The sequence below is a fragment of the Cognatishimia coralii genome (assembly GCF_037478305.1).
Taxonomy (GTDB): domain Bacteria; phylum Pseudomonadota; class Alphaproteobacteria; order Rhodobacterales; family Rhodobacteraceae; genus Cognatishimia; species Cognatishimia coralii.
This window is the reverse complement of the sequence record NZ_JBBGAZ010000005.1, coordinates 109,583-134,253: the sequence shown is the minus strand read 5'-3', so window position 1 is coordinate 134,253 and position 24,671 is coordinate 109,583. Positions and strand designations below refer to the sequence as shown.

Below are 24,671 nucleotides of genomic sequence, written 5' to 3'. Positions count from 1 at the left end.
TTATGTCAGCGTGAGCCAAGAAATTCTGGGACCTTTTGAATGAACTGGATCACCAACTACGTCCGCCCTCGGATCAACTCGATTTTCTCGCGCCGCGAAGTGCCCGAGAACCTTTGGTCCAAATGCGACAACTGTGGCACGATGCTGTTCCACCGCGAACTCAAAGACAATCTGAACGTCTGCACCAACTGCGATCATCACATGGCGATCACGCCACGGGATCGGTTCCATGCGCTGTTTGACGGTGGGATCTTTACCGAGGTCGAAGTGCCAGAACCGGTGGCCGATCCTCTGACCTTTAAGGATCAAAAGAAATACCCCGACCGCATGAAAGCCGCGCAAAAGAAAACCGGCGAGCGTGATGCGATGCTGGTGGCCGAAGGCGAAATCGGCCGCACGCCGATTGTGGCGGCGGGTCAAGATTTCTCTTTCATGGGCGGCTCTATGGGCATGTATGTCGGCAATGCGATCATTGCTGGCGTCGAACGCGCGGTCGAAACCAAACGCCCGTTCATTCTGTTCTCCGCCGCAGGTGGCGCGCGCATGCAGGAAGGCATCCTGAGCCTAATGCAAATGCCACGCACGACAGTAGCTTTGCAGATGCTGAAAGAAGCTGGCCTGCCTTACATCGTGGTTCTGACGCACCCAACAACCGGCGGCGTCACAGCCTCCTACGCGATGCTCGGAGACGTCCAGATCGCAGAACCCAACGCACTGATCGGCTTTGCTGGCGCGCGCGTCATCGAGCAGACGATCCGCGAGAAGCTGCCCGAGGGCTTCCAGCGCGCGGAATACCTTCTGGATCACGGCATGCTCGACCGCGTCACCAAACGCACCGAGATGCGCGAGGAGTTGATCACCATCGTCCGCATGTTGATGGGCCTCAGCCCTGCGATCAAAGGTGACCTGCCTGCGCCTGAAAAGGCCTCCGAAGACGCTCCAGGCGAGGAAAAAACCGAAGCAGCCTCCGAATAAGCTGACGGATAAATTCAAAATCAGGACGCGTCTGGCATTTTGCTGGGCGCGTTTTTCATTTAGGGCAGGGGGCAAGAGCCCAAGGACCGCACCATGACCCAGACTTCTGACGCAATCCTCGAACGCATGATGGCGCTGCATCCCAAGATCATCGATCTGACTTTGGACCGCGTTTGGCGTCTGCTCGCAGCTTTGGACAACCCGCAAAAGGCCCTGCCGCCGGTGATCCATATTGCCGGCACCAATGGCAAAGGCTCTACCCAGTCCATGATCCGCGCGGGCCTTGAGGCGATGGACAAACGCGTCCACGCCTATACCTCGCCGCACCTGGCGCGTTTTCACGAACGCATCCGCCTGGCGGGCGATCTGATCAGCGAAGAATATCTGACCGAGATCTTAGACGAGTGCTATGCCAAGAACGGTGGCATCGACATCACCTATTTCGAGATCACCACCTGCGCAGCGCTTCTGGCTTTCGCGCGTACCCCAGCCGATTACACCTTGCTCGAGGTCGGTCTAGGCGGTCGGCTCGATGCAACCAACGTGATCACGCCCGAGCTGTCGGTCATCACGCCGGTCTCCATCGACCATGAACAATTCCTCGGCAACACATTGGCGAAAATCGCGGGTGAAAAAGCGGGCATCATCAAACGTGGCGTGCCCGTGGTAGTTGGCCCCCAACAAGAAGAAGCGCTGGATGTGATCGAAGCCAAAGCCAATAGCCTCGGCGCGCCGATCCTTGCCTATGGGCAACACTGGCACGTCTTCAAAGAACGCAACCGGCTGGTGTTCCAAGACGAAACAGGCCTTTTGGATCTGCCTTTGCCTGCGCTCTTGGGAGATCACCAGATCCAGAACGCCGGGGCTGCTCTGGCCGCTCTGCGCCACCTCGGAGCCGATGAAGCCGCTTGCGAGGCCGCCATGACGCAGGCCACCTGGCCCGCACGCATGCAGCGTTTGAAAACGGGTCCATTGGTCGAGAGCGCCCCATCAGCAGAACTCTGGCTCGACGGTGGCCACAACGCCGCCGCAGGCGAAGCGCTCGCCGCTCTGCTGGGCTCGCTTCCCAAACGCGAGACGCATCTGATCTGCGGTATGCTGAACACCAAGGATGTCTCAGGCTATCTGCGCCCCTTGGCAACGCAGGCCGCAAGCCTGACCGCTGTGTCGATCCCCGGAGAGGCCAATACGCTGAGCGCCGAGGACACCGCCGCAGCCGCCGAGAGCGTCGACCTACCCGCGCATGAAGCCGCGTCGGTTCAAGCCGCACTAGACGCAATCCTGGCCAAAGCTCCCGATGCGCGTGTGTTGATTTGCGGCTCGCTCTACCTCGCAGGAAACATCCTGCGCGAAAACGGCTAATCGCAAAATTTTTTTGCCGATCTAAACCGTTGAAACGACTCGGAAAAACGAATCATCCAGCGGTTGATTCGAAAAAACCGAATCGGGGCCTATTGACCGATTCGCAAGCGCCTGCGTATATTGGCTGTAAGTTGAGTTTTCTCAGTATTGGCAGAGGGATAGCGCAAGTCGAGCGGCGTGAAATCCCGACATACAGGCAAGGCTGAAAACAGCAGAAAAGGGATGCTTCGGCATCCCTTTTTTAATGCCGAAACGCCTTATTTAGCGTCCTCGTCGCGACCCCAGTCTGCGTCCTGCATCTCGCGCAAGCGGCTGGCTGTGCGTTCAAATTCGAACGATCCGGTGCCCTCGACATAGAGCATTTCCGGTTCCGCCGCCGCCGAACAAATCAGCCGCACTTTGGCCTCATAAAGCGCGTCGATCAGCGTCACGAACCGCTTGGCCTCATTGAAGTTGTGACGGCTCAGACGCGGAATATCCTCCAGCACCAAAACCTTCACGGCCTCGGCAATCGCCAGATAATCCCCAGGCCCCAGCATCGCGCCGCAAAGGTCAAAAAACGTAGCCCTACCAACCCCGTTGCGAAAGGCAGGGATCTCAACCGTCCGCCCTTTGACGGTGATCGGCAAGGGCTGCGCCCCACCGCCACTGAGGTCGTTAAAAATCGCCCGCATCTTGTCGCGCGCTTCGCCTTTAGCTTCGACGAAATAGACCTGTTGGCCCGACAGCCGGTTCTGGCGATAGTCCGTCGGGCTGACCATCTCATGTACAACCATCTGCGCCTTGAGAATGTCGATGAAAGGCAGGAACAGCTGCCTGTTCAGCCCGTCCTTATAAAGGTCATCCGGAATGCGGTTTGATGTGGTGACGACGGTCACGCCGCCCTCAATCAGCATCTCAAACAGGCGGCCAACGATCATCGCGTCGGTGATGTCCGTAATCTGCATCTCATCAAACGCCAGAACCCGCAGCGACGCCGTCACCTCTGCCGCTACGGGGGCCAGAGCATCCTCGACCCCGTCCTGACGCGCTTTATGCATGCCCGCGTGGATTTCCTGCATGAAGGCGTGAAAGTGTACCCGACGTACCGCGATGTCGCGCGCCTCAAGCACTTCGACAAAGAGATCCATCACCATGGATTTGCCGCGCCCGACACCGCCCCAAAGGTACAAGCCCTTTGCGGCCTGAGGCTTCGCCCGTCGAAACCACCCGGATTTCACCGGCTGCGCCAGTTCTTCCAGGATACGGTCGAACTCGACAATCGCCGCCTGCTGGGCCGGGTCTGCGGTCAGAAGGCCCTCGGCAACCCGCGCACTATAGATGTCGTTCACAGTTTCCATGTCTCGTCCTTAACGCGACACATCGCCGGTGAAAAGCGGCCCCCTTCATCTTGCTCAAAATACTCCCGCCGGAGGCATCCGACCGTGCCAAAAGAGCAAAGGTCAGAATTACAGACCCATGATCACGGAACGTGATGTCACCACCACAATTCCTGAATTGACCAAAGCAGCCCACCGCGCGCACACTCCGCTTCAGATAGGAGCGCCCCCATGCAGACTCGCACCCCTCTTTTCACACCGGTTCTGATTGCCGGTTGCCTGATCATTCTCGTGTCCTTCGCGATCCGCGCCAGTTTTGGCGTATTCCAGATCCCGATTGCCGCTGAATTTAACTGGCCACGTGCCGAGTTTTCCCTCGCCATTGCGATCCAGAACCTTGCTTGGGGCATTGGTCAGCCGATTTTCGGAGCGATTGCGGAAAAGATCGGTGACCGCAAAGCCATCATCATGGGGGCGATCCTCTATGCGATCGGTCTGGTGCTATCATCGATGGCCGTCTCGCCGACGGCACACCAGCTCTACGAGGTTCTGATCGGCTTCGGCATTGCGGGTACCGGTTTTGGCGTGATCCTCGCGGTCGTAGGTCGCGCGAGTTCGGATGAAAACCGCTCCATGAGCCTTGCCATTGCGACTGCAGCCGGCAGCGCAGGACAGGTTTTTGGCGCACCCGTGGCCGAGTGGATGTTGGGCTTCATGAGCTGGCAGAACACCTTCTTAGTCTTCGCAGCCGCAGTTCTGGCCGTCCTCGCCCTCCTGCCAATGATGCGCGCGCCGTCTGTCAGCAAAGCTCAGATCGAAGAAAGCATGGGCGAGATCCTGATGAAGGCGCTTAAGGATCCGTCTTATACGCTGATCTTCCTTGGCTTCTTTTCCTGTGGCTACCAGCTGGCCTTTATCACAGCGCATTTCCCGGCCTTCGTGACCGAAGTCTGCGGCGCGATTGATCCGACGGGGATGCTTTCGTCCTTGGGCATCAACTCGACCTCGCGGCTGGGCGCTGTGGCGATTTCCCTGATCGGAGCCGCCAATATCGCAGGCACGCTCTATGCGGGCTATTTGGGCAATCGTTATTCCAAGAAGTACCTGCTGGCCGCGATCTACACAGGCCGGACACTGGTCGCGGCGGCCTTTATCATGACGCCGATGACCCCCGCGACGGTGATTGCGTTCTCGATTGCTATGGGCTCGCTCTGGCTGGCGACGGTGCCACTGACCTCTGGTCTAATCGCGCATATTTACGGGCTGCGCTATATGGGCACGCTCTATGGGATTGTGTTCTTCAGCCACCAACTCGGCAGCTTTATGGGCGTCTGGCTGGGGGGGCGGCTCTACGACATCTACGGCAGCTATACCGCCGTCTGGTGGATCGGCGTTGGCGTCGGAGCCTTCTCGGCCCTTGTCCATCTGCCCATCAATGAACGACGCAAAACCCAAGCGGCCTAAGACTTTTTCTTTAAAAGAAAAAGACGTCGGATCCTTTTAAAGGATCCGTCACTACCCCGCGTGGAATTGCTGCAGAATATAGTGGCTGGTCATCAGATCCATATGCGCGCCGCCACCGTTCTTAAACAGGGTGATATCGTCGTCTAACTTACGCGCCATGAGGTCTGGCTGATAGTGATCCGCCAGAATATCGCCTCGCGTGATCGCGCCACTTTGCAGAGGTTTTTCGATCTCTCCGATGTGCCCAATCGTGGTGTCAAAACTATCCACAAAGACCCGCGCACGCTGGAGCGCCGTGTCATCTGCCTCTCGCATATCAGGCCGATAGGCGCCAATCAGATCCAAATGCTGCCCCGGCTGCAGCCAGTCCCCTTTAATAAAACTCTCAGTGCTCATGGTGGCAGAAGTGACGATGTCGGCAGACTTGAACGCCGTTTCCAGATCCTCTGCGACAGTTACATTCGACAGTTCGGCAGCCATGGCCTCGGCATTGGCGCGGGTGCGGTTCCAGACGGTGAACTGCGCCTCGGGGAACGCCGCAGAATAGGCCGCATGCAGGCTGCGCGCGACAACGCCCGCGCCAAGGATCAGGATCTTCTTGCTGTCGGGCCGCGCCAGTCGACGCGCGCCCAAAAGGCTGTCACCTGCGGTTTTCCACTTTGTCACCAGATGGAAATCAATGATCGCCGCAAGATCGCCATGGGCATCGTCAAACAGGCTGACCGACCCATGGATCATCGGAATATCCGCCGTCGGATTATCGGGAAACACCGTCGCCGCCTTCACCGCGACACCCAGCCCATCGATCCAGGCCTGACGCACCAAAAGCGTATCCTTGCCACGATAGAGAAAGCTGTCCGAGATCGCGGCCTTCGGCAGCGCATGCCCCGCTGCGAGGGCATCGCTGAGCCCGATCCAATCGAGATTCTTCTCGCCGTCTTCAAAGCTGATCAATGTGGTCATAGCGCCTCCTCTGCGGTCAAGAGCCCCTCAGCAACCAAACAATCTGCCCAACCCTGTGGGCCTTCAAACAAATGGGTTTTCCAACCCCGCGCCTGTGCCATCGCGATATTGTCCGCGCGGTCATCGGCAAACAAAAGCCGGTCCGGCTCGATCGCGCTGTCCTCTTCGACGATCTCATAGATGCGATTGAAGGGTTTCACATGCCCCAGTTTGCCCGAAACATAATAGCGATCAAACTCTTTCAGGATCTCAAAAACCTCTGAGGCGCGGTCCCAGATGTCATCGCCAAAATTCGACAGAACGAAAACCGGGACGCCCTTGGCACGCAACGCCCGCAAAAGCCGCCATGAATGATCAATCGCAGGTCCCGCAAGGTCGAACCAATTGTCATGCCACATGCGGATGGCGTCGCCCCACTTCGGGTGTTCTTCGGCAAAAGCATAGGCGCGTTCTTTCAGAGGCGCGCCCAGATCGACGTCATTGTTCATGTCGTGGAGATCAAGCTCGGCAAACATTTCGCGCCGTTTGTCTTCACCGATGAGGCGGTCATAGGCGCGTTCCGGCTGCCACTCGATCAGGACGTTTCCAACATCAAAAACAACGGCGTCTATCGGCAAGGGAGGCTTCCTTTTGGCTTGAGTTGGCCCGACAGAACCAAGCCAAGCGATAACATGCAAGCCGAAATGAATTCAGGCCCCACAAAGGGGGCCTGAAACCGAGCAATGTGCCAGGGACTAGTGGGCGTTGTACCACTCCACCATCTGCTCGGGGTGCTCAGAGAAATATTGATAGCCGCGGAAGCGCTGGGTGGTGCCTTCGATCCAGTAGAGTTTTTTGTCCTCAACCGGGATATTGTCATAGACCGCCTGAACGTCTTCTTCAGCATAGGTGAAGGCGTCGTTGCGCACCTGGGTCACAAAGGTCGGCACTTTCACATGGGCCGCATCCAGCTGAGGCGAGCTGTCCTCAATCCGGAAGCCCCAGATCTCGCGGTAGTTGCGTTCAAAGGCGTCATAGCCGCGTTTGCCCATACGCAGGTTCTTGGACAGGCGGCGCACCAGAGCGTCACCGGAAATCGGTTGGATCAGGATCATCGACTTGATGCCCTCAAAGGCCTCTGGGTGTTTCTCCATGGCCACCAAAGTCGCGTTGCCGCCCAGGCAAATGGACTGCAAGTGGATATCCATGTCTTTGGTCTTTGGGTTGCTGCGCACGTAGTTCAGCGAGCCCAGAACGTCCTTGTATTCAAAGAGTTTCGGGTTGTAGCCTTTGTTCTGACCCGGCGCGGAGTATCCGTGGTTGCGCAGGTCATAGGCCAGTACGTTATAGCCTGCTTCGACCAGAGCTTTGTATTTCGGGATGAAGTTCACCTCAAACCCGCCAGCCTGACGCCAGCCTTTCAGGTGACCGGCATAACCATAGCGGTTACCGGGCGAGAAGTGGTTGCAGATCACGATCTTATTAGAGGGCTTCTTGGCAGGCATATACCAGCCTTCCAAGGTGATCCCATCGGCGGATTGGAACGAGACGTCCTCATATTCGAGGCCGAATTCATCGGGGCGACGCAGGATTGGCGAGCGGCGGGTATCGGCGATCATGCCAGCAATGCGGCGCATCATAAAGTTGACGATCATAGGTCTAGTCCTTTCGGTGCTTCCTGAGGTCGGGGCAATGCGAGACCAGTCAGTTCAAGTGTTGCGCGATTTACAGTGTTGCGCGTTTTGTAAGGTTGATATGTACAATTATACTTAAAGTGTCAAGTGGTAAGGTTTGGCGGAACATCAAACCAGTCATGCGCAAAGCGCGTAAGCACGGAAACTTTCAAAGTTTCCGACGTCGGTTTCTTTCAAAGAAATCGGGTCTAGTCAGGTTTACTGTGGACGCGGTGGATGCCGGTCTGGGGACTGTGCCGCAAGGCTTTCACGCCAAACCACAAAGAGGCCAGCGCCCACAATCAGGATCATGCCCACCCAAGAGTTCACGCTTGGCCAGTCGCCAAAAATGACGACGCCAAACATCACTCCCATCGGCAAGGCGACATATTCAAGAGGTGCCACAAGGCTTGCTTCGCCCAGACGATAGGCCTGACTGACAAAGTAATTAGACCCCGCCGTCGCAATTCCGATGATCAGGAAAAGCGGCAGATCCGACATCACCGGCCAGACCCAGGGCCGCAGCAAGAACGCAAAAAGCTCGCCGCCCAACCCGTCATATTGACCGGCGCCAAAAGCGATCCCCATAGCGCCCATGACAACAAAAAAGGTCAGCTGCAGGTACAGCGACATCGTCGTAGCTGTCACTGCATCCCCAATCGCGCGGGTCATCACTTGCAGGATCGCATAACAGGCCGCCGCGATCAGAGGCAGGAGGAACGCGATCTGAAAGCCCTCGCCGCCCGGCCGCAGCATGATCAGAACACCGATTAGCCCGATCCCCACGGCAGACCACCTGCGCGGGCCAGCGGTTTCTCCGAGAAACACGACTGACATCGCCAAAATCATCAGCGGGCAGATGAAGAAGATCCCGACCGTATCTGCAATCGGCAAAACAGCGATCCCAAGGAAAAAGAACAGATTGGCCAAGACCATCAACAGCCCGCGCACGATCAAAACGCCTTGGCGGCTGCCGTGCAGCGACAGTTTCTGACGTTCAAAAGGCGCGAGCACAAACAAAATCACGGCAATCGCAATGATCGAGCGCAGGAACATCATCTGCGGCAGCGAGAAATCCCCGCTCATGAATTTCACAGTCGCATCATTCACCGAAAAGCACAGCGAAGAGGTCACCGCGGCAATCGCCCCGAGTGTGTTTCTCGACATGTGCGCCAAAGCAACCATGCGTGCCTCCTTCAATCAAAGCAAAGCACGCGATTGGCGCTCAGGTCTGAACCATAAACGACATAGAGGACAGTTTGCGGCAGCAGCTAGGCTTTGGCCGCGCGCAAGACTCGCTCAAGACTATCAAGGAACCGGCTGCGGTCGGCCTTGGTGAACCCCTTGCCGCCACCCTGTCGAAACGGATCCGCAGACCGCAAATCCGCCATCAGATCCCGCATGGCGAGAGCTTCTTTGACGTTCTGCGCGGTCAAGGCCTCGCCGTTGTGTTTCAGCACTTTCGCGCCGGCATCCACGACTTTGGCGGCCAGTGGGATGTCGCCTGTCACGACCACATCGCCTGTGCCCGCGCGATCTGCGATCCACATATCAGCCACGTCCGGGCCTTCGGGGACAATTACATGTTCCACCAACGGATTTTGAGACGGTCGCAGCCCCCCATTAGACACCACAAAGACCTGCACCTTGTGGCGCGTCGCGACCCGTTCGACCTCGGCCTTCACCGGACAGGCGTCCGCATCCACGTAAATTGCCGTCACGACTTCGCTTTCGTGCTGGTTTTCTTGGCGACCTTGAACTCATCCGGAATAGGCATGCGGTTAAAGGCATCCAGACCTGCGATCCGGTATGCCTCGGCCAAGGTCGGATAGTTGAAGGTGTTTTCAACGAAATAGTCGACCGTGCCTTTCAGATTCAAAACCGCCTGCGCAATGTGGATCAGCTCGGTCGCGCCTTCGCCGACGATCTGCACGCCTAAAACGCGTCGCGTCTTGAGGCTGATCAGCATCTTCAGCATGCCTTGCTCAAGCCCCATGATATGCCCGCGCGAGGTCTCGCGGAAACGTGCGACGCCGACCTCATAGGGGATTTTGCGTTCCTGCAGCTCTTCTTCGGACATGCCACAGGTCGAGATTTCCGGCACCGAGTAGATGCCATAAGGAAACCACGGGCTTTCCGGCAGAGTAGGGGTCTCAAGCGCGTGACAGGCCGCAACACGGCCCTGTTGCATCGAGGTGGAGGCAAGGCTCGGGTGGCCGATGACGTCGCCGGCTGCGTATATATGCCCAACCTCGGTTTGATAGGTCTTGCGATCCACAGAGATCCGCCCGCGATGGTCGGTTTCAAGACCGACAGCATCCAGGTTCAGCTTGCTTGTTGCACCCATACGCCCCGCTGCAAACAACAGCATCTCAGCACGAACATGACGGCCGTTCTCGAGGCTGACTTCGACGTGCTCGCCCATGTCCTCGACCTTCTCGATTGCCGAGCCCAGTCGCAGATCAACACCGTTCTCGCGGATCTCATGAGTAAACTCGGCAATCAGCCCGTTGTCGATGAAATCAAGGAAGCTGTCGCGCGGCTCGATCAGGGTGACATTGACGTCCAGAGCCGAGAACATGGTGGCATATTCCACGCCGATAACGCCCGCGCCGACAACCACCAAAGAACGCGGAATCCGAGCCATCTCGAGGAATTCGTCGCTGTCCACAATGGTTTCGCCATTGAACGGAATAGTGTCAGGCCGGAACGTCTTGGTGCCGGTCGAGATCAGGAACTTCTCACCCGTGATCCGCGTGGTCTCGCCGCCTTCAATCGCAACTTCGATCTCGTTAGGGCCGACAAAGCTCGCGATGCCGTTCAGCGTATCCACATGGTTGCGGTTGAACTGATGCTCGAGCACGTCGACCTCATAGTCGAGCGTCATATGCAGGCGCGCTTTCAGATCCTCGGCGCGGATCTGGTCTTTGACTCGGTAGGAGCGGCCATAAAAGCTACGTTCCCGCCAACCAGACAGGTTAAGAACCGTCTCGCGCAGGGTCTTGGAGGGGATCGTGCCCGTATGCACCGACACACCGCCCAGTTTGTCCTGACGATCCACCACCAGAACACGACGCTTGAGTTTCCCCGCCTGAATTGCCGCCGCACGGCCTGAGGGGCCAGAACCGATGACGATCAGATCAAAATCAAAACTGCTCATGGGTTACTCTCCGTACAGGGCGTCGGCGTGGAAACTGATGTGGTCTTCCATGAAGGTCGACACAAAGAAATAGCTGTGGTCATAGCCCTTCTGCAGCCGCAAGGTCGCCTCTTGGCGGCGCTCAGACACGGCGGCGGCCAAAGTTTCGGGGCGCAGAAGGTCGAGGAACTGATCCTCAGTACCTGTGTCCACCAAGACCGGCCCGTCAAAACCCGTATTACGCATTAACAGAGACGCATCATGCGCGGCCCAAAGGCCTTCGTCTGCGCCCAAATAGGCCGTCAGCTGTTTTCGGCCCCAATCAGACGCAGTCGGATTGCAGATCGGGGCAAATGCCGAAACGGATTTGAATCGACCGGGCAGAGACATCGCCAGCGTCAACGCGCCGTGGCCGCCCATCGAATGACCGGTGATCGCCTGACGCTCCATATCCAATGGAAAGTTGTTGCCTAGAAATTCCGGCAGCTCTTCGGCCATATAGTCCCACATCTGAAAATGCGCAGCCCACGGCGCCTGCGTCGCGTTCACATAGAAGCCTGCGCCCTGACCCAGATCATAGGCCTCATCATCCGCAACGCCTTCGCCACGTGGAGAAGTGTCAGGAAAGACCAACGCAATACCCTGTTCCGCAGCCCAAGCCTGCGCACCCGCTTTCACCATCGCGTTCTCATGGGTGCAGGTCAGGCCCGAGAGATACCAAAGAACAGGCACCGGCCCGTCTTTCGCCTCAGCAGGCAGGAACAGCCCAAAGGTCATATCGCAATGACAGCTTTCAGACGCGTGCTTATAGACGCCCTGCGTGCCACCAAAACATGCGTTTTCCGAAATGATCTCCATCGGCGTTGCTCCCTCCTCCCCTATGGTTGCGTTGTGGCTACCTCATGGCTTCCCCTTAGGGCAAGCGCCAACAAGACCTCGGGCTGCTCAAATCCGACCGCTGCCGCCTTTCACAGCATTTGCACCCAGCCGATGACCAGCGAGAGCGTCACAATCGAGATCGCCGTCGAGATCAGGATCGCGGTTGAGGCGCGTTGTGCGGCTACCCCATAGTGCTGTGCCAGCATAAAGACATTGCCCGCCACAGGCAGCGCCGCCGCCGCAATGATCACGCCCGCCGAGAAGGCATCGATCTTGAAAATCATCAGCGCGCAGATTGCGACTGCCGCGGGGTGAAGGATCAACTTGCAAAAGGTGATCCAGCCCGCAACGCTAAGGCGTTCGGCCGATTTCCCCGCCAAAGACGCACCAATTGCAAAAAGCGCTCCGGGCGTCGCCGCAGAACCCAAGAGATCCAAAAACGTATTCGCGACCTCTGGGATCGGCCATTCCATAGCAGACCATCCAAGGCCCAGAACAATCGACACAATCATCGGATTGCGCAGCAGGCCCAAACCGATTGTGCGCAGAATCCCAAAGCTCATCCGCCCATCCCGTGCACCGGTGATCAAGATCACAATCAGCGAGGAAAAGACGATCAGATCGACCATCAGAACCAGCATATTCGGCCCAATCGAAGCCTCTCCGAACAAGAGCAGCAGCATCGGTATTCCCAGAAAGCCAACGTTGCCAATAACGGCGCATTGGCTTTCGACGGCAGTTGTCGGAACGTCCTCGCCGCGCAAAAGGCAGACAACAGTTGCCACGACATAAACGGCCATCGTGCCCGCCAGATAGGCCCAGATGACCTGCCAATCCAGCACCTCGCCCAACGATAGGTTGGCCGAGAATTTGAACAGCATCGCGGACAGTGCAAAGTAGAAAACGAACTTCGTCAGATAGGCCGTGGCCTCTTCGTTAAAGAACCCACGGCGGCCCGCCATATAGCCAAGCCCAATGATTGCGAAAAATGGAAGGGTCTTTAGGAAAATCGCCAGCATGCGGAATTGGTAACAGAATGCGACCAATCCGCAATGCCAATTCTCGGCGCTATGCCGTGCGTGGGGACCGCATGACTGAAATCATGATGGCGACACCTATAGCTCCGATCACCAGCCCTGCAATGGCGCCCGCGCCGCCTGCGCCGAAGCCAAAGATCATCACCGCGTCATGCAGGTTGAAGGCCGCGATCGCAAACGCACCGATCAGCATCGGCTCCCGAGTGCCTTTGACCACGCCGTAAACCGCAATCAACGCCAGCGTCAACTGCCGCCCCAGAAACGCGCCTGCCACAGATCCCAAAGTCGCTGGGTCTCCGCTGAGATTGGCCAGACCCGGGTTGCTCAGAGGGTTTGCATAGGCCGGCAGGGTGAACACCAGAATGACCGCGGCAAGAAGGGCCAACCCAATGCGGGGCAGGCGGGATGTTTTGGGTGGCATAACTATCTCCAGAATCATATTTATCTTTCTAGAAAGATAAATACTGGATTTGCGTCTTGCAATAGCAAAGCCTCGACTTCATGACGGTTGAGAAAGGAGAGACGCATGTCAGGGTCTGATCGACGCAGTTGGCCTCCAGAGGGCACGCCTGCCGCGCGTGTTGTCGGCGGGCTTTTCCGTAGTCGAAATTATGTTTGGGACAACGACCACCGAATCGTTGCGAGTTATGGCGTGACCTGGACGCAGTTTCTGACCCTTATGGCGCTGCGGTCGGCCGGGCCAGATTTTGTGCTGTCTCCGACCAAGCTTTACGATGCGACACAGGCCAGCTCAGGTGGCATGACCAAGATGCTGCATGGGCTGGCAGACAAAGATTATATACGACGCGTCCCAAACCCAGAGGACAAGCGTAGCAAATTGGTGCAACTCACGGACACGGGCGCGGACTTGGCCGAGGAGATTGTGGACCGTCTGATTGCAACGAATACTGAGCTCTTCGGTTCTATTTTGTCTGATGAGGAATGTGTCACGTTGGCAGGGCTTCTTCAGAAACTCAGCAAAGGCTTGCAAGACAAGAAATAGATCACCGTTCGTTTACCTAGATCAGTCAATGTTTTGCCTTGAACTCCGCGCGCCCTAGCTTACATGCAAGCTCCGTCCACAGGTTGATCTCGGAATTTTGAGATGCGCTGACCCTGGGGCAAGAAATGATACGCTTGAAAAAACTGAACTGGTCAGTTTAAATCTGTAGTCAAATAGTGACAGGATCTTATGAACACCCAAACCCCGATTATTCGTAAAGGTCGCAAGGTCGACCAAGTCCTCGCCGGTGCGCGCGAGGTATTCCTGCGTGACGGGTTCGAAGGGGCCAGCGTGGACGAGATCGCGAAGGTCTCGGGCGTGTCCAAGGCGACGCTCTATAGCTATTTCACCGACAAACGGCGCCTGTTCCAAGAGGTCATTCAGGCCGAATGCGACCGCATGTCCCGCGAGATTGAGGCGCAGATCGATCCGGATGCGCCGACGCGTGAGGCGCTCTTGACCGCGGCCTATGGGATGACGCGATTTTTGGTTTCGCGTTTTGCACAACGGGTGTTTCGGATTTGCCTTGCGGAACGTGATCGCTTTCCTGAGCTGAGCCAGACCTATTTTGAGAGTGGTCCCAAAAACGGCCATGAGCAACTGGCTATGCATCTTAGGTCGGCGGCCGAGTGCGGCGAGCTCAAAATCGACAACGTCGAAATGGCCGCTTACCAGTTCACAGAACTCTGCAAGGCTGACCTTTTTGTGCGTGCAGCCTTTGGCATTGAGTCCGAGTTTACAGACGCTGAAATCGCTCTGGTAGCTGAAGAAGCCGTAGAAACTTTCATGGCCCGCTACGGTGCCTAAGGTAAGGCGGGCTTAAGCCCGCCCTACATTCTCGTTCACAGTTAGGCGAATTCGACCACCGCGCGGATCGATTTGCCCTCGTGCATCAGATCAAAGCCTTCGTTGATCTGATCCAACGTCAGCTTATGGGTAATCATCGGATCGATCTCGATCTTTCCGTCCATGTACCAATCCACGAACTGAGGTACATCGGTGCGCCCCTTCGCGCCACCAAAGGCGGTGCCTTTCCAGACGCGGCCCGTCACCAGTTGGAACGGCCGGGTCGAGATCTCGGCCCCCGCAGGAGCTACGCCGATGATGACCGACACGCCCCAACCGCGGTGTGAGCATTCTAGCGCGTCGCGCATCACTTGCACATTGCCGGTGGCATCAAAGGAATAATCCACGCCGCCGAAAGCGTCCTTTTCGGTCTTGGTCAGCTCAACAATGCGATCCACAACCGACTGATCGCCCAATTCCGATGGGTTCACAAAATCGGTCATGCCAAATTTGCGCGCCATTTCGGCTTTGTCAGAATTCAGATCAACACCGATGATCTTGTCAGCCCCCGCCATGCGCAGGCCTTGGATCACGTTCAAACCAATGCCACCCAGACCAAAGACCGCGGCCGTCGAGCCAATCTCGACCCCCGCCGTATTGATCACCGCGCCAATGCCCGTGGTGACGCCGCAGCCGATGTAGCAGATCTTATCAAAAGGCGCGTCTTCGCGGACTTTCGCCAAGGCGATTTCCGGCAGAACCGTGTGGTTCGCAAAGGTCGAACAACCCATGTAGTGATAGATCGGCGTGCCATCCAGCATCGAGAACCGCGTGGTGCCATCTGGCATCAAGCCTTGACCCTGCGTGCCACGGATCGCAGTACAGAGGTTGGTTTTGCCGGACAGGCAGGAATGACACTCACGACATTCCGGCGTGTAAAGCGGGATCACATGATCACCGGGCTTCAGTGTGGTGACGCCTTCTCCGACTTCAACCACAACGCCCGCGCCTTCATGGCCGAGGATCGACGGGAACAGACCTTCAGGATCGGCACCTGAACGGGTGAATTCATCCGTGTGACAAATGCCGGTCGCTTTGACCTCGATCAGAACCTCGCCCTTTTTCGGGCCTTCCAGGTTCACCTCCATCACTTCTAGGGGTTTGCCTGCCTCTAGGGCGACTGCGGCACGGGTGCGCATCATGGGTGGGGTCTCCTCCTGTTTTCTTTGAGTGTGACCTTGCGGCAAATCCTGAGTCGGCGCAATCGGGCATCCGACTCTGAAAGGCTCGGGAACGACAAAGGCCTAGGCGCGGTCGATTCTGGCTGCGAAACATCCGCGTGCGGCGAAGTGCGCGTGGATATAGGCGATGCGCTCGTCCGCAAACATCCGCTCGTTGGTGGCTTGAACCGCGTCCCCCTGCACAAGGTCGGCGTCCTGAATGCAACCTTCTGTGTCGATACCGCGCAAGGCCATGGGCTTGGCAGTCAGAAGGGGTGGCACGATGTTTTCCGCCTCATAGGGCGTGACCGCGCCTTCCTTAACATAGATCGCATGACGCGAGCGATAAGGGCTGTCGACCGGCAGGTGCTCATAGTTCAGCAAAAGCGCTGTGCCGCCGATTTCGATGGGCGTCAGGCTGACGCGGTCGGGGTAGGCGGGATACGCATCCACCGCATGGCGGGTGATGTGCAGCTCGGCCAGTTCTGCGTCGGGTTTTCCATAGAGATGTTGAAAGGGCTTGGGATCCAAGCCTTTAATACAAAACGGCATTTTTGCCTCCTTGTTGCGATGTGATGTGCCACAGTCGCAAAAGGAGGCCCAAACAATCAGCCCGTTTCTTGCGCTTTAAGGAAGCTATTCGCGATAGGCCTTGTGACAGCTGCGACAAACCCCACCGACCGCACCCATACCGGCGGCAATCGTTTCGGTACTCGTGACGTCCATCGCTTCAGCCGCGTCCCTCAGCGCGTCGGCCTTGGCCGTGAAATCGGCAAAGTCGGACCAGATCGCAGGCAAGGCCTCGCTTTTCGGATCATCCTCTTGCGCCTCAAACAAAACAGGGATCTCCGCCGCATGCTGTGCCAAAGCCGCCTTGGCCGAGGCAGCGGCCTCCGCGTCAAACGCAACCCGCCCGCGCGCCATATTCCCTAGCACTTTCGAGGCCGCGCCGATCTGTTCCATCCCCTGCATTCGCGCCATGACGGCTGGGTTTTTCACCCCATTATGCGCCAGCGCCATGCTGGCAATCATCAGGCTGCTGGTGAGGATAAGGACGGTCTTGCGCATGGTGGCTCTCCTATTGGCTGTCCCTAGACCACCTCGACTCGGGCGCAGAATCAAGCTAGAAAAATAGAACAAAAGTGGAACATTGCTGCCCAATGCCCAAACGACGTGTGCTTTCTTTGTGGTTCCCACGACTGGGGGCCGAACGGTTGATCCGCCAGGACCCAATGCTGGCGGAGCGGCCCTTTATTGTGCTGCGCGACACCGGCCAGATGCAGGTGATCGCATCGATGAACGCCCATGCGCAGGCCGCAGGGCTGACCCACGACCAGCCGCTGCGCGATGCTCAAGCCATGTGCCCCGAGGTGCTGACGCGCCTGCAAAATCCGCGCTCTGAGGCGCTGTTCCTGACATCCCTCAGGCGCTGGGCGGGGAAGTTCTCGCCCTGGGTGTCAGAACAAGCCCCCAATAGCCTGCTGATCGACATCACCGGCTGCGCCCATCTTTATGGCGGAGAGGAGCCGATGCTGGCAAAAGTCCAAGACGATTGCGTCGCACTGGGCCTCTCTGTGCAAGCAGGCGTCGCCGATACGGTCGGCGCGGCCTGGGCCTTGGCGCGTTACGCAGGCCAACCCGGCGCACAGCTGCGCAGCGGAGACGCCATCGACCAAGAGGCCCGCGCCACAAGATCCCGCGCCGTCAAGCGCCGCCACTGGGAACGTGGCGGCGCGGCCCCGCGTGTCGGCGAGCTTCCGGCCCAAAGCTACCGGATTGCCCCGCCGGGGCAGACCTATGCCGCGCTCTCGGATCTGCCGGTCGCCGCTTTGCGCCTGTCTGAGGACAACAAGACCCAGCTCCTCCGCCTTGGCATCCGCAAGATCGGAGACCTCTTGGGCCAGCCCCGCGCAGGACTGGCGCGCCGTTTTGGTCGCGATCTGGTGATGCGGCTGGATCAAGCCATGGGCCATCAGCCCGAACCGGTCAGCCCCGCGGCCCCTCCGCCGCGTTTCGCGGTCAGGCTTAGTTTCCCCGAGCCCATCGGGCTGGAAGAAGACGTTCTGGCCGCGCTCGACCGCCTCTTGCCGCGGCTTTGCCAGCGCTTGAAAGATAAGTCCCAAGGCGCGCGGGTGGTGCGCCTGCAGGCCTTTCGCACCGATCACTCGATGCAGGAACTCGAGGTCGGGCTGGCTCGCGCTTCAGATGACCCCCACCGCATCCGCCCGCTTTTGGCGATGAAACTGGGGGATCTGGTGTCGGACTATGGGTTTGATTTATTGCGGGTTGAGGCCCCTCTGACCGAGCATCTCTCAAGCCGTCAGATGACCGGCCACGCCGAAGCAGGCCGCCAAGTGGCGGACCGTTTGGCGCGCTCAACCGCGATGGATGACCTCTTGGGCCGGATCGGCGCGCGGATCGGCCTTGAGCGCATCACCCGCGTGCATCCCGCCGAAAGCCATATCCCCGAGAAATCCCACAGCATCCTAGCGGCGGCCTGGTCCGAGCCCTTTGCCGAGCCCTGGCCCGACTACCAACTCGACCGCCCCGCGCTTTTGTGGCGCCCCGAGCCGGTCACAGCGCCGGACACCCCTGCCGTGCCGCGCGGGTTCCGCTGGCGCGGCCGCAGCCTGACCTTACATCACGCCCGAGGCCCAGAACGCCTTGCACCGGAATGGTGGCTGGATGATCCCGACTGGCGCAGTGGCACGCGGGATTATTGGGATATCATCTGCGCCGAGGGGGACCGGCTGTGGTTATTCTACGCCCATGGCGGCGCGATTTCCTCGGGGTGGTTCTGTCATGGGAGCTTTGCGTAGCCCACCCGGCCCGGAGCGCGTGCGGCACGCACGCAGGGCCATCGCCGGCCCGTCCCACCGGGCTGGCGATTTGCTGTCGGCACGCGATACAAAGAAGTTTCAGACATTTTGCCAGCATAAAGCGCAAGACAATCACGTCATACGCCACCCCGCCGGGCCAGCAATGGCCCTGCTCTGGGTCAGCGTTTAAAACTATTCTGGAAAAGAAGGCCCCCGGCGGCGCGTCGGGTGGGGGCAAGAAAACTGCGCCACCGGGGTTGTGAGCGGGAAGATCTCGCTACAATGCCTTTATGCTCTTGGGATTGGGCGGATTCGGGGAACATAAGGGGCAATTTGAGTATCTCTTTGGGGCAAAACCGAGGCAGGGTTGATTTCTGGCGCAAACAGAGCGACGCTTGATCTTATGAACATGACCACACCGACTCCGTTTCAAAACGGACAAGCCGTGCCCCAGCAGGTGGCCTTCCACCGCACAGAGCTGAATGTGATCCTATCCCTTTACGGCCGCATGGTCGCCGCCGGAGAATGGCGCGACTATGGGATTTCCAACCTCAAAGACGTGGCCGTGTTTTCCGTGTTCAGACGCACCGCCGAGCACCCGCTCTACACCATCGAAAAACGCCCCAAACTGCGTAACAAGCAGGGGCTTTATTCCGTCGTCGGTATGGACGGCCAGATCCTGAAACGCGGGCATGACCTGAAAACCGTACTGCGCGTGCTGGAGCGCAAACTGATCCGCGCCGTCGAGTAACTCAGCGCTTCTAGCCGCCAGATTGGTCCTCAATCAACTGTAAGCCCCAAACCAGGTCTACGTAGGTTTGAATATCTGCATCGCTCAAGGGCAGAGTGCTGTCCGTCAATTCGAAGGCTGGAACCCGCACATTGATGTAATTCTTGACCAGCGTTTTGTTTTTGATCTGCATATTGAAGAACGAAATTTCACCGATGTCTGGGTTGTCCCTGTAGCCCTCACAGAATGTCAGAAACAGCTTTGCGTGTTCTGGAATGTTGGGAAAGAAATGGCTGGCGGCATTGGTGCAGTGCCGGACATAGACATTCACCTGCCCATTTGCATAGGCTTGAAGATCACCGCTAATTGGGGTCTCTGCAGTGATCGCATAGAGCCTGGTCCACGCGTCGAAACTTTCGTCGCTTGGGATCATTTCATGGATAAAATAATCGTTGCCGCTTTCGCTCTTTCCCTGATCGCGAAAAATCTTACTTGTCTCGCCGATATTGTCGTGAGCGCTCCACGGGGGCAGAGAAAACTGAGAAACAACCGTGAACGTGCGCATGACAATCGGCACGTCTGATTGCGCGTAGGCACATAGTGCCAAGAATGGCGTGAACAAAACAGCTAAAACAATGCGCATCGTTGAACCCTTATGCAATGAAGGAAGAATAGTGATCAGCGGTCACCCACAGCAAGTCGGAAATTACCGACTGCGACGCATTCAAAATTCTGGGTGGACTGCCGAATTTGAGCTCACGAACTCAGGTTTTCGACCACAAAGAAGAAATTCCGCCACGCAAGCTGTTGCTCCTGTGACAGCTCACTGTCGCCACCGATCTCAAAGGTCTCTGGTTCCAAGTGGTCCAGATTGAGCTTGGTCGCCGCCGTGCAAAGCCGGTCTTCCTGTTCGCTGTTCAGCGGAGCCCCCATGATCTGCGCGAGCTTCACCTCCCCGGTCTGCGCTTTTTTCAGGTCAGTGACAATGCGCTCCATCTGCGCGGCCTCAGCGTCTTCGGGGAATGCCGTCACAACCGCATCGATGCGCGATAGGTCCTCTTCGGCCTCGCCACCACAGGCCCATTTGATGGCGATGGGCACAAGGACGAAATCAAAGCCATAGAACACATTGCCAGATGGATCGTCCTGCGCGGACACAGGGGCAGAAAGGCACATGAGCCCTAAGGCCAGAGGGCGGAGAAAAGACATTCAGAAACCTCACCAAGGTTGTTTTGCAAGCAGCAACACCGCGTCGCTTTCAATTAACCTATTCCGTTTCATCCAAAATGCCGAAGAAAATTTCGAGAAGGTCAATTTCGTGATCTTGCGAAAATCTCGATCCAGACCGCCAAGAGATCGACAGAGCTGTTTTCACACAGACCCATTGCATTAGCCGTTTTGGAGCTACCGCAAACTCGCGGCTCCAGAGATCCCTCAGAAACCGCACTCTATCGGGGTCACGCACTAGCGTTTCAACGCCTTTAGGATTGCGAAATGCATTCGCCAGTTCGTAGGCGCGTTCCCCTAGAACCCCTTTTGCATCAAAGGCACAATAGCCGGGCGCTGTTTTGCGAATGTTGTCGTGATGCAAGTCCCCATGCAGAAAACAAAGCTCTTCAGGAGCGGCAAGCAGGTCTTTTGCAAGCTGCCGAGCTCTTTCAAAATGCGCGCGATCCGATGTCGCAGCCTCAGACGTAGTCTCAATGGTGAGTAAGGCGTTGAGCCATTGTTCCACAGTTTGAGTCCGAGACCCGCTTATGGGTTTCGATGCGTGCAAGCCATTAGCCACCTCAACAAGATCGGCTGCCGCCTGTTGATCCTTTTGAGCGCGTGAAAGGTCGCCCAAGCTTGGCCCCGGCAGGTATTCCATCAAGGCTGCGTCCCGCACGACGTCATAGACCTTTGCCGCGTATTGCCCTTCTGCTGCACTGAGAAATGCAAACCCGTCGGATTCGTTTCCCTTGTCGCCCTTTTTGTAGAACTTCAGGGCGGCATTTGGCAGTTCATTCGTCGAAACTCTCCAAACGGCAACGTTGGAATTTTCAAACAAAACCTCTGACTCAAGAACTGCAAAGAGTTCAATCAGTCGTCTTGGCGGTCGTGTATTGGCGCTAGGTTTTGGCACTCGAGGCCATCACACAGAGCAATTCAAACATCACCGAAACCCCCAAGAACGCAGTCCCTCCGGCCTGATCAAAGGGCGGCGAGACCTCGACCATATCCGCGCCGACAATGTTCAACCCCTCAAGTTCGCGCACGACCCGAAGTGCTTCAAAACTATTGGGTCCCCCCACCTCTGGCGTACCTGTGCCCGGCGCGAAGGTCGGGTCGATGAAGTCGATGTCATAGCTGACATAGGTCTCATCCGTGCCGACGATCTCACGGGCCTCGGCCATGACGTCCGGGATGCCACGCTTAAAGAACTCTTCAATGCGGATGATGCGGATGCCTTCGGCGCGCGCGAAATCGATGTCTTCGTCGTCATAGGCCGTACCACGGATGCCGATCTGAACCACGCGTTTGGGGTCCAGCAACCCTTCCTCGACTGCACGCCGAAACGGTGTGCCGTGGGTGTACATCGTGCCGCCGAAATAACTGTGGAACAGATCGGTGTGACTGTCAAAATGCACCATGCCAACGGGGCCTTTGCGCGCCACGGACCGAAGAACTGGGAGCGAGGTCAGATGATCTCCGCCGGCCGTCAAAGGCGTGATCCCCTGATCCAGCGCCTTATTGTAAAACGCCGTGATCCGATCCATGGAATCGTGAATATCAGCGGGGTTCGGCCCCACATCTCCCAGATCCGCACAGTTCACAGCCTCAAACGGGCGCACGCCTGTTGCGCCATTCTGGGCGCGGATCATGGTGGATGCATCGCGCAGCTGGCGCGGCCCATGGCGGGGCCCCGGACGGTTGGTCGTGCCACTGTCCCAAGGCACGCCGATGATGCCAACGTCCACATCCGAAATCCGCGCGTCGTCGAGGGCAACGTAGGGTAGGCGCATGAAGGTTGGAACGCCTGCGAACCGAGGCAGTTCCATGCCCGATACAGGTTGAAAGAAACCGTCACTCATTGCTGTCCTCCAAAATCCGCTTGCGGGACGTTACAGGCCCGCCGCCTTGTCGTTCAATCCTTGCAATACCCGCCACGATATCCTCATAGCAGGTCGCCATGGCATGAGCATTGGCGTGGATCATGCGGGTCTCGTCTACGACCATGGCGACATGGCCTTTCCAAAAGATCAAGTCGCCTCGTCGGTGGGGAGCGTCCGCACCAAGCGTCGTGCCCAGGGCTTGTTCCTGCAAGTCGCTATCGCCGGGGCAGGCTATGCCACAGGCCAGCAGGGACGCCTGAATAAGGCCCGAACAGTCGATCCCAAACCGGCTGTTTCCTCCCCAAAGATAGGGCGTATCCAGATACAGCTCGGCTTCGACCACCGGATCGGCCTGTTTCTCGTCCAGCGGCCCCAAATGTTGCAAAGGAATATACCCGTCTGCCGTTTGCGCAAAGCCATTGGACGTATCGATCACATGCAACAGACAACCATGGCTCAGACGCATGACGTCCATCGATTTGATGTCGGCCAACCGATAAATGTGGCTTGAGGCGGCAGTGACCCGATGGGTCGGCGCGGGACATTGAGCCAAAGACGAGTTGGGCACATAGCCCACGTATCCGTCTTTGACAGAGCGCACAAAGGCCCAGCCTTTGTGGACTTCATAGACGTCCACAGCGTCGCCGAACAAAAGTTGGCGCTCGCGGTGGCCCTCCGGGACATTCATCAGGTCAACCAAGGGCCAATGTACCGAAAACGGCTCTGGTTCGACATAGTCCACACCCGGCCAAGTCTCGCGCAGACTGGAATCCGCGACACGCGCATTGGCTGGGGTAAGGCGTCGATCCGGGGTCATATATCTAGGATCTTTGGCAGCGCTGCGAGGATGGCCCGCGCCCCCATACCAACGCCGCCTTTCGAGCGGGCAGGGGCTGCGGTGGGGTTCCAGCCATAGATGTCAAAATGGGTATAGTTTTGGCCTTCCGCAAAGCGTCGTAGGAACAATGCGGCGGTGATGGATCCGGCAAAGCCTCCTTTCGGGGCGTTGTCCAAATCAGCAATGCCGGGCTCGATCATCTTTTCATAAGGTTCCCAGAAGGGCATGCGCCAGACAGGATCCGCCACGGCCTGCGCCGCCTCATTCAAAGCGGCCGCCATGGCGGTGTCGTCCGTGTAATAAGGCGACAGATCAGGCCCGACGGCCACACGGGCAGCCCCTGTGAGCGTTGCCATGGAAATAAGCTGGTCTGGGTTTTCCTCGGCGGCCAGCGCCAATGCGTCGGCCAAGACCAAGCGCCCTTCGGCATCGGTGTTGTTGATCTCGACGGTCAACCCTTTGCGCGACGTGAGGATATCTCCGGGACGGAAGGCATCCGCGCTGACAGAGTTTTCAACCGCCGGGATCAGCACGCGCAATTTTAAAGGCAACTTGAGCGCCATAATCATATGCGCAAGGCCCAATACGGTGGCCGCGCCCCCCATGTCCTTTTTCATCAACCCCATGGAGGCGCCCGGTTTCAGGTTCAGACCACCCGTGTCAAAACACACGCCCTTGCCAACCAGCGTGAGTGTTGGGCCGGTGCCTCCCCACCGCATGTCCAACAAGCGTGGTGCTTGTGATGCGGCACGTCCGACCGCGTGGATCATCGGGAAGTTCTGCTCGATCAGGTCCGCGCCCTTCGTGACCGAGACTGTCGCGCCAAACTGGTCGGCAAGGCTGTGTGTCGCGGCCTCGAGTTGATCCGGCCCCATGTCATTTGCAGGCGTGTTGATCAGGTCTCGGGTCAGCACCTCTCCGGCGGCAATTGCTTCGATGCGGGCGGGTTTTAGACCCTCTGGGCAAACAAGCCGCGCGCTGGCACCAGAGGCCTTGGCGTAGCGATCGAAAGCGTAGCCCGCCAAAAGCCACCCAAGGGCCTCGGTTTCCAGGTCCAGATCCGCGAGATCATTGGCCAAAGCATAGGTCCCCTCAGGCAGGGATTTCGCCGAAGCAGCCAGCACAAATCTGGAACGCGCCCGCGTTTTGGCTGATCCCAATCCAACGACTGTACCTGAAACGCCTCCTTCTGTGTCAGGCAACAGGACAACCGCACCAAGCGAGGCTTTGAAGCCGGCGCTGCCGATCCATGCTTTGATTGAGTCAGGCTGCGTTGCGAGCCAATCCTCAAGCCCTTCGGGTGTGATAGCATAAAGCGGCGTTGCGTCAGAAGTAGGCGGGGCGAAGGTCAGTGGCATTTAGATGTCTTTATTGGAACTAGGTGTTCGAT

The 24,671-nt window shown here is 57.8% G+C and carries 26 protein-coding genes; 7 read left to right on the top strand and 19 right to left on the bottom strand.

Going from position 1 to position 24,671, the window contains the following annotated elements:
- Positions 1-39 precede the first annotated feature (39 nt).
- On the top strand, positions 40-975 hold the full coding sequence (accD, locus tag WG622_RS10955; RefSeq protein WP_339403612.1) for an acetyl-CoA carboxylase, carboxyltransferase subunit beta: 936 nt from the start codon (positions 40-42) through the stop codon (positions 973-975).
- 93 nt (positions 976-1,068) lie between these two features.
- Positions 1,069-2,337, top strand: a complete 1,269-nt coding sequence (locus WG622_RS10950) for a bifunctional folylpolyglutamate synthase/dihydrofolate synthase (protein ID WP_339403611.1) — start codon at positions 1,069-1,071, stop codon at positions 2,335-2,337.
- 257 nt (positions 2,338-2,594) lie between these two features.
- On the opposite strand, the gene zapE is transcribed toward WG622_RS10950, so the two are convergent.
- Entirely contained in the window at positions 2,595-3,677 is a 1,083-nt protein-coding gene (gene zapE, locus WG622_RS10945; protein WP_339403610.1) for a cell division protein ZapE, read from the bottom strand.
- Positions 3,678-3,887: 210 nt separating this feature from the next.
- On the opposite strand from zapE, the gene WG622_RS10940 reads away from it, so the two are divergent.
- Positions 3,888-5,120 (top strand): MFS transporter, encoded by a 1,233-nt coding sequence (locus WG622_RS10940; protein WP_339403609.1) that lies wholly within the window; start codon positions 3,888-3,890, stop codon positions 5,118-5,120.
- Between the two features lie 51 nt (positions 5,121-5,171).
- On the opposite strand, the gene WG622_RS10935 is transcribed toward WG622_RS10940, so the two are convergent.
- The 9 genes from WG622_RS10935 to WG622_RS10895 form a co-directional block, all read right to left on the bottom strand.
- Positions 5,172-6,083: an ornithine cyclodeaminase family protein gene (locus WG622_RS10935; protein WP_339403608.1), complete on the bottom strand. Its 912-nt coding sequence runs from the start codon at positions 6,081-6,083 to the stop codon at positions 5,172-5,174.
- Positions 6,080-6,700 carry an HAD family hydrolase gene (locus WG622_RS10930; protein ID WP_339403607.1) on the bottom strand — a complete coding sequence of 207 codons (621 nt, stop codon included), beginning with the start codon at positions 6,698-6,700 and terminating at the stop codon, positions 6,080-6,082. Before WG622_RS10930 ends, WG622_RS10935 begins: the two co-directional genes overlap by 4 nt.
- Before the next feature lie 117 nt (positions 6,701-6,817).
- Positions 6,818-7,717, bottom strand: a complete 900-nt coding sequence (locus tag WG622_RS10925) for an alpha/beta hydrolase family protein (RefSeq protein ID WP_339403606.1) — start codon at positions 7,715-7,717, stop codon at positions 6,818-6,820.
- Between the two features lie 237 nt (positions 7,718-7,954).
- The gene (locus WG622_RS10920; protein WP_339403605.1) at positions 7,955-8,920 is read right to left on the bottom strand and encodes a DMT family transporter; all 966 of its coding nucleotides are present in this window, start codon (positions 8,918-8,920) and stop codon (positions 7,955-7,957) included.
- 86 nt (positions 8,921-9,006) lie between these two features.
- Positions 9,007-9,456 carry a YaiI/YqxD family protein gene (locus tag WG622_RS10915; protein ID WP_339403604.1) on the bottom strand — a complete coding sequence of 150 codons (450 nt, stop codon included), beginning with the start codon at positions 9,454-9,456 and terminating at the stop codon, positions 9,007-9,009.
- Positions 9,453-10,895 carry a Si-specific NAD(P)(+) transhydrogenase gene (gene sthA, locus WG622_RS10910; protein WP_339403603.1) on the bottom strand — a complete coding sequence of 481 codons (1,443 nt, stop codon included), beginning with the start codon at positions 10,893-10,895 and terminating at the stop codon, positions 9,453-9,455. The genes WG622_RS10915 and sthA overlap by 4 nt, the downstream gene beginning before the upstream one ends.
- A 3-nt stretch (positions 10,896-10,898) precedes the next feature.
- Positions 10,899-11,732: an S-formylglutathione hydrolase gene (fghA, locus tag WG622_RS10905; protein WP_339403602.1), complete on the bottom strand. Its 834-nt coding sequence runs from the start codon at positions 11,730-11,732 to the stop codon at positions 10,899-10,901.
- Positions 11,733-11,842: 110 nt separating this feature from the next.
- Positions 11,843-12,772: an AEC family transporter gene (locus WG622_RS10900; RefSeq protein WP_339403601.1), complete on the bottom strand. Its 930-nt coding sequence runs from the start codon at positions 12,770-12,772 to the stop codon at positions 11,843-11,845.
- Positions 12,773-12,821: 49 nt separating this feature from the next.
- On the bottom strand, positions 12,822-13,211 hold the full coding sequence (locus tag WG622_RS10895) for a hypothetical protein (protein ID WP_339403600.1): 390 nt from the start codon (positions 13,209-13,211) through the stop codon (positions 12,822-12,824).
- Positions 13,212-13,316: 105 nt separating this feature from the next.
- Between WG622_RS10895 and WG622_RS10890 the strand changes: the two genes are divergently transcribed.
- Together WG622_RS10890 and WG622_RS10885 are read left to right on the top strand one after the other, a co-directional pair.
- Positions 13,317-13,793, top strand: coding sequence for a MarR family winged helix-turn-helix transcriptional regulator (locus WG622_RS10890; protein ID WP_339403599.1), 477 nt, complete (start codon positions 13,317-13,319; stop codon positions 13,791-13,793).
- Positions 13,794-13,982: 189 nt separating this feature from the next.
- Positions 13,983-14,600, top strand: coding sequence for a TetR/AcrR family transcriptional regulator (locus tag WG622_RS10885; protein WP_339403598.1), 618 nt, complete (start codon positions 13,983-13,985; stop codon positions 14,598-14,600).
- 41 nt (positions 14,601-14,641) lie between these two features.
- Here WG622_RS10885 and WG622_RS10880 read toward each other — a convergent pair whose 3' ends face one another.
- The 3 genes from WG622_RS10880 to WG622_RS10870 all read right to left on the bottom strand — a co-directional run bounded on the left by WG622_RS10880 (position 14,642) and on the right by WG622_RS10870 (position 16,867).
- A complete protein-coding gene (locus tag WG622_RS10880) occupies positions 14,642-15,778 on the bottom strand; it encodes an S-(hydroxymethyl)glutathione dehydrogenase/class III alcohol dehydrogenase (protein ID WP_339403719.1) in 1,137 nt (378 codons plus the stop codon).
- 105 nt (positions 15,779-15,883) lie between these two features.
- On the bottom strand, positions 15,884-16,351 hold the full coding sequence (locus tag WG622_RS10875) for a DUF1203 domain-containing protein (protein WP_339403597.1): 468 nt from the start codon (positions 16,349-16,351) through the stop codon (positions 15,884-15,886).
- Between the two features lie 84 nt (positions 16,352-16,435).
- Positions 16,436-16,867, bottom strand: coding sequence for a c-type cytochrome (locus WG622_RS10870; RefSeq protein ID WP_339403596.1), 432 nt, complete (start codon positions 16,865-16,867; stop codon positions 16,436-16,438).
- Between the two features lie 92 nt (positions 16,868-16,959).
- On the opposite strand from WG622_RS10870, the gene WG622_RS10865 reads away from it, so the two are divergent.
- Both WG622_RS10865 and WG622_RS10860 read left to right on the top strand, forming a co-directional pair.
- A complete protein-coding gene (locus WG622_RS10865) occupies positions 16,960-18,618 on the top strand; it encodes a Y-family DNA polymerase (protein WP_339403595.1) in 1,659 nt (552 codons plus the stop codon).
- 403 nt (positions 18,619-19,021) lie between these two features.
- Positions 19,022-19,369: a DUF2794 domain-containing protein gene (locus WG622_RS10860; RefSeq protein ID WP_209355237.1), complete on the top strand. Its 348-nt coding sequence runs from the start codon at positions 19,022-19,024 to the stop codon at positions 19,367-19,369.
- 10 nt (positions 19,370-19,379) lie between these two features.
- Here WG622_RS10860 and WG622_RS10855 read toward each other — a convergent pair whose 3' ends face one another.
- From WG622_RS10855 to WG622_RS10830, 6 genes are all read right to left on the bottom strand, one after another.
- Positions 19,380-19,991 (bottom strand): hypothetical protein, encoded by a 612-nt coding sequence (locus WG622_RS10855; protein ID WP_339403594.1) that lies wholly within the window; start codon positions 19,989-19,991, stop codon positions 19,380-19,382.
- Positions 19,992-20,104: 113 nt separating this feature from the next.
- Entirely contained in the window at positions 20,105-20,557 is a 453-nt protein-coding gene (locus tag WG622_RS10850; RefSeq protein ID WP_339403593.1) for a hypothetical protein, read from the bottom strand.
- Positions 20,558-20,615: 58 nt separating this feature from the next.
- Positions 20,616-21,473: an aminoglycoside phosphotransferase family protein gene (locus tag WG622_RS10845; protein WP_339403592.1), complete on the bottom strand. Its 858-nt coding sequence runs from the start codon at positions 21,471-21,473 to the stop codon at positions 20,616-20,618.
- A complete protein-coding gene (speB, locus tag WG622_RS10840; RefSeq protein WP_339403591.1) occupies positions 21,460-22,422 on the bottom strand; it encodes an agmatinase in 963 nt (320 codons plus the stop codon). Before speB ends, WG622_RS10845 begins: the two co-directional genes overlap by 14 nt.
- The gene (locus WG622_RS10835; RefSeq protein ID WP_339403590.1) at positions 22,415-23,260 is read right to left on the bottom strand and encodes a C40 family peptidase; all 846 of its coding nucleotides are present in this window, start codon (positions 23,258-23,260) and stop codon (positions 22,415-22,417) included. The genes speB and WG622_RS10835 overlap by 8 nt, the downstream gene beginning before the upstream one ends.
- Entirely contained in the window at positions 23,257-24,639 is a 1,383-nt protein-coding gene (locus tag WG622_RS10830) for a leucyl aminopeptidase family protein (protein WP_339403589.1), read from the bottom strand. Before WG622_RS10830 ends, WG622_RS10835 begins: the two co-directional genes overlap by 4 nt.
- Positions 24,640-24,671 lie beyond the last annotated feature (32 nt).

Coding starts and splice junctions, on each gene's coding strand:
- WG622_RS10900 (WP_339403601.1), bottom strand. CDS start 12,772: ATGCTGGCGATTTTCCTAAAGACCCTTCCATTTTTCGCAATCATTGGG.
- WG622_RS10935 (WP_339403608.1), bottom strand. CDS start 6,083: ATGACCACATTGATCAGCTTTGAAGACGGCGAGAAGAATCTCGATTGG.
- WG622_RS10860 (WP_209355237.1), top strand. CDS start 19,022: ATGAACATGACCACACCGACTCCGTTTCAAAACGGACAAGCCGTGCCC.
- WG622_RS10870 (WP_339403596.1), bottom strand. CDS start 16,867: ATGCGCAAGACCGTCCTTATCCTCACCAGCAGCCTGATGATTGCCAGC.
- speB (WP_339403591.1), bottom strand. CDS start 22,422: ATGAGTGACGGTTTCTTTCAACCTGTATCGGGCATGGAACTGCCTCGG.
- WG622_RS10950 (WP_339403611.1), top strand. CDS start 1,069: ATGACCCAGACTTCTGACGCAATCCTCGAACGCATGATGGCGCTGCAT.
- WG622_RS10865 (WP_339403595.1), top strand. CDS start 16,960: ATGCCCAAACGACGTGTGCTTTCTTTGTGGTTCCCACGACTGGGGGCC.
- WG622_RS10940 (WP_339403609.1), top strand. CDS start 3,888: ATGCAGACTCGCACCCCTCTTTTCACACCGGTTCTGATTGCCGGTTGC.
- zapE (WP_339403610.1), bottom strand. CDS start 3,677: ATGGAAACTGTGAACGACATCTATAGTGCGCGGGTTGCCGAGGGCCTT.
- WG622_RS10920 (WP_339403605.1), bottom strand. CDS start 8,920: ATGGTTGCTTTGGCGCACATGTCGAGAAACACACTCGGGGCGATTGCC.
- WG622_RS10850 (WP_339403593.1), bottom strand. CDS start 20,557: ATGTCTTTTCTCCGCCCTCTGGCCTTAGGGCTCATGTGCCTTTCTGCC.
- WG622_RS10925 (WP_339403606.1), bottom strand. CDS start 7,717: ATGATCGTCAACTTTATGATGCGCCGCATTGCTGGCATGATCGCCGAT.
- WG622_RS10890 (WP_339403599.1), top strand. CDS start 13,317: ATGTCAGGGTCTGATCGACGCAGTTGGCCTCCAGAGGGCACGCCTGCC.
- WG622_RS10855 (WP_339403594.1), bottom strand. CDS start 19,991: ATGCGCATTGTTTTAGCTGTTTTGTTCACGCCATTCTTGGCACTATGT.
- WG622_RS10835 (WP_339403590.1), bottom strand. CDS start 23,260: ATGACCCCGGATCGACGCCTTACCCCAGCCAATGCGCGTGTCGCGGAT.
- WG622_RS10895 (WP_339403600.1), bottom strand. CDS start 13,211: ATGCCACCCAAAACATCCCGCCTGCCCCGCATTGGGTTGGCCCTTCTT.
- fghA (WP_339403602.1), bottom strand. CDS start 11,732: ATGGAGATCATTTCGGAAAACGCATGTTTTGGTGGCACGCAGGGCGTC.
- sthA (WP_339403603.1), bottom strand. CDS start 10,895: ATGAGCAGTTTTGATTTTGATCTGATCGTCATCGGTTCTGGCCCCTCA.
- WG622_RS10885 (WP_339403598.1), top strand. CDS start 13,983: ATGAACACCCAAACCCCGATTATTCGTAAAGGTCGCAAGGTCGACCAA.
- accD (WP_339403612.1), top strand. CDS start 40: ATGAACTGGATCACCAACTACGTCCGCCCTCGGATCAACTCGATTTTC.
- WG622_RS10830 (WP_339403589.1), bottom strand. CDS start 24,639: ATGCCACTGACCTTCGCCCCGCCTACTTCTGACGCAACGCCGCTTTAT.
- WG622_RS10880 (WP_339403719.1), bottom strand. CDS start 15,778: ATGCGCACCCGTGCCGCAGTCGCCCTAGAGGCAGGCAAACCCCTAGAA.
- WG622_RS10875 (WP_339403597.1), bottom strand. CDS start 16,351: ATGCCGTTTTGTATTAAAGGCTTGGATCCCAAGCCCTTTCAACATCTC.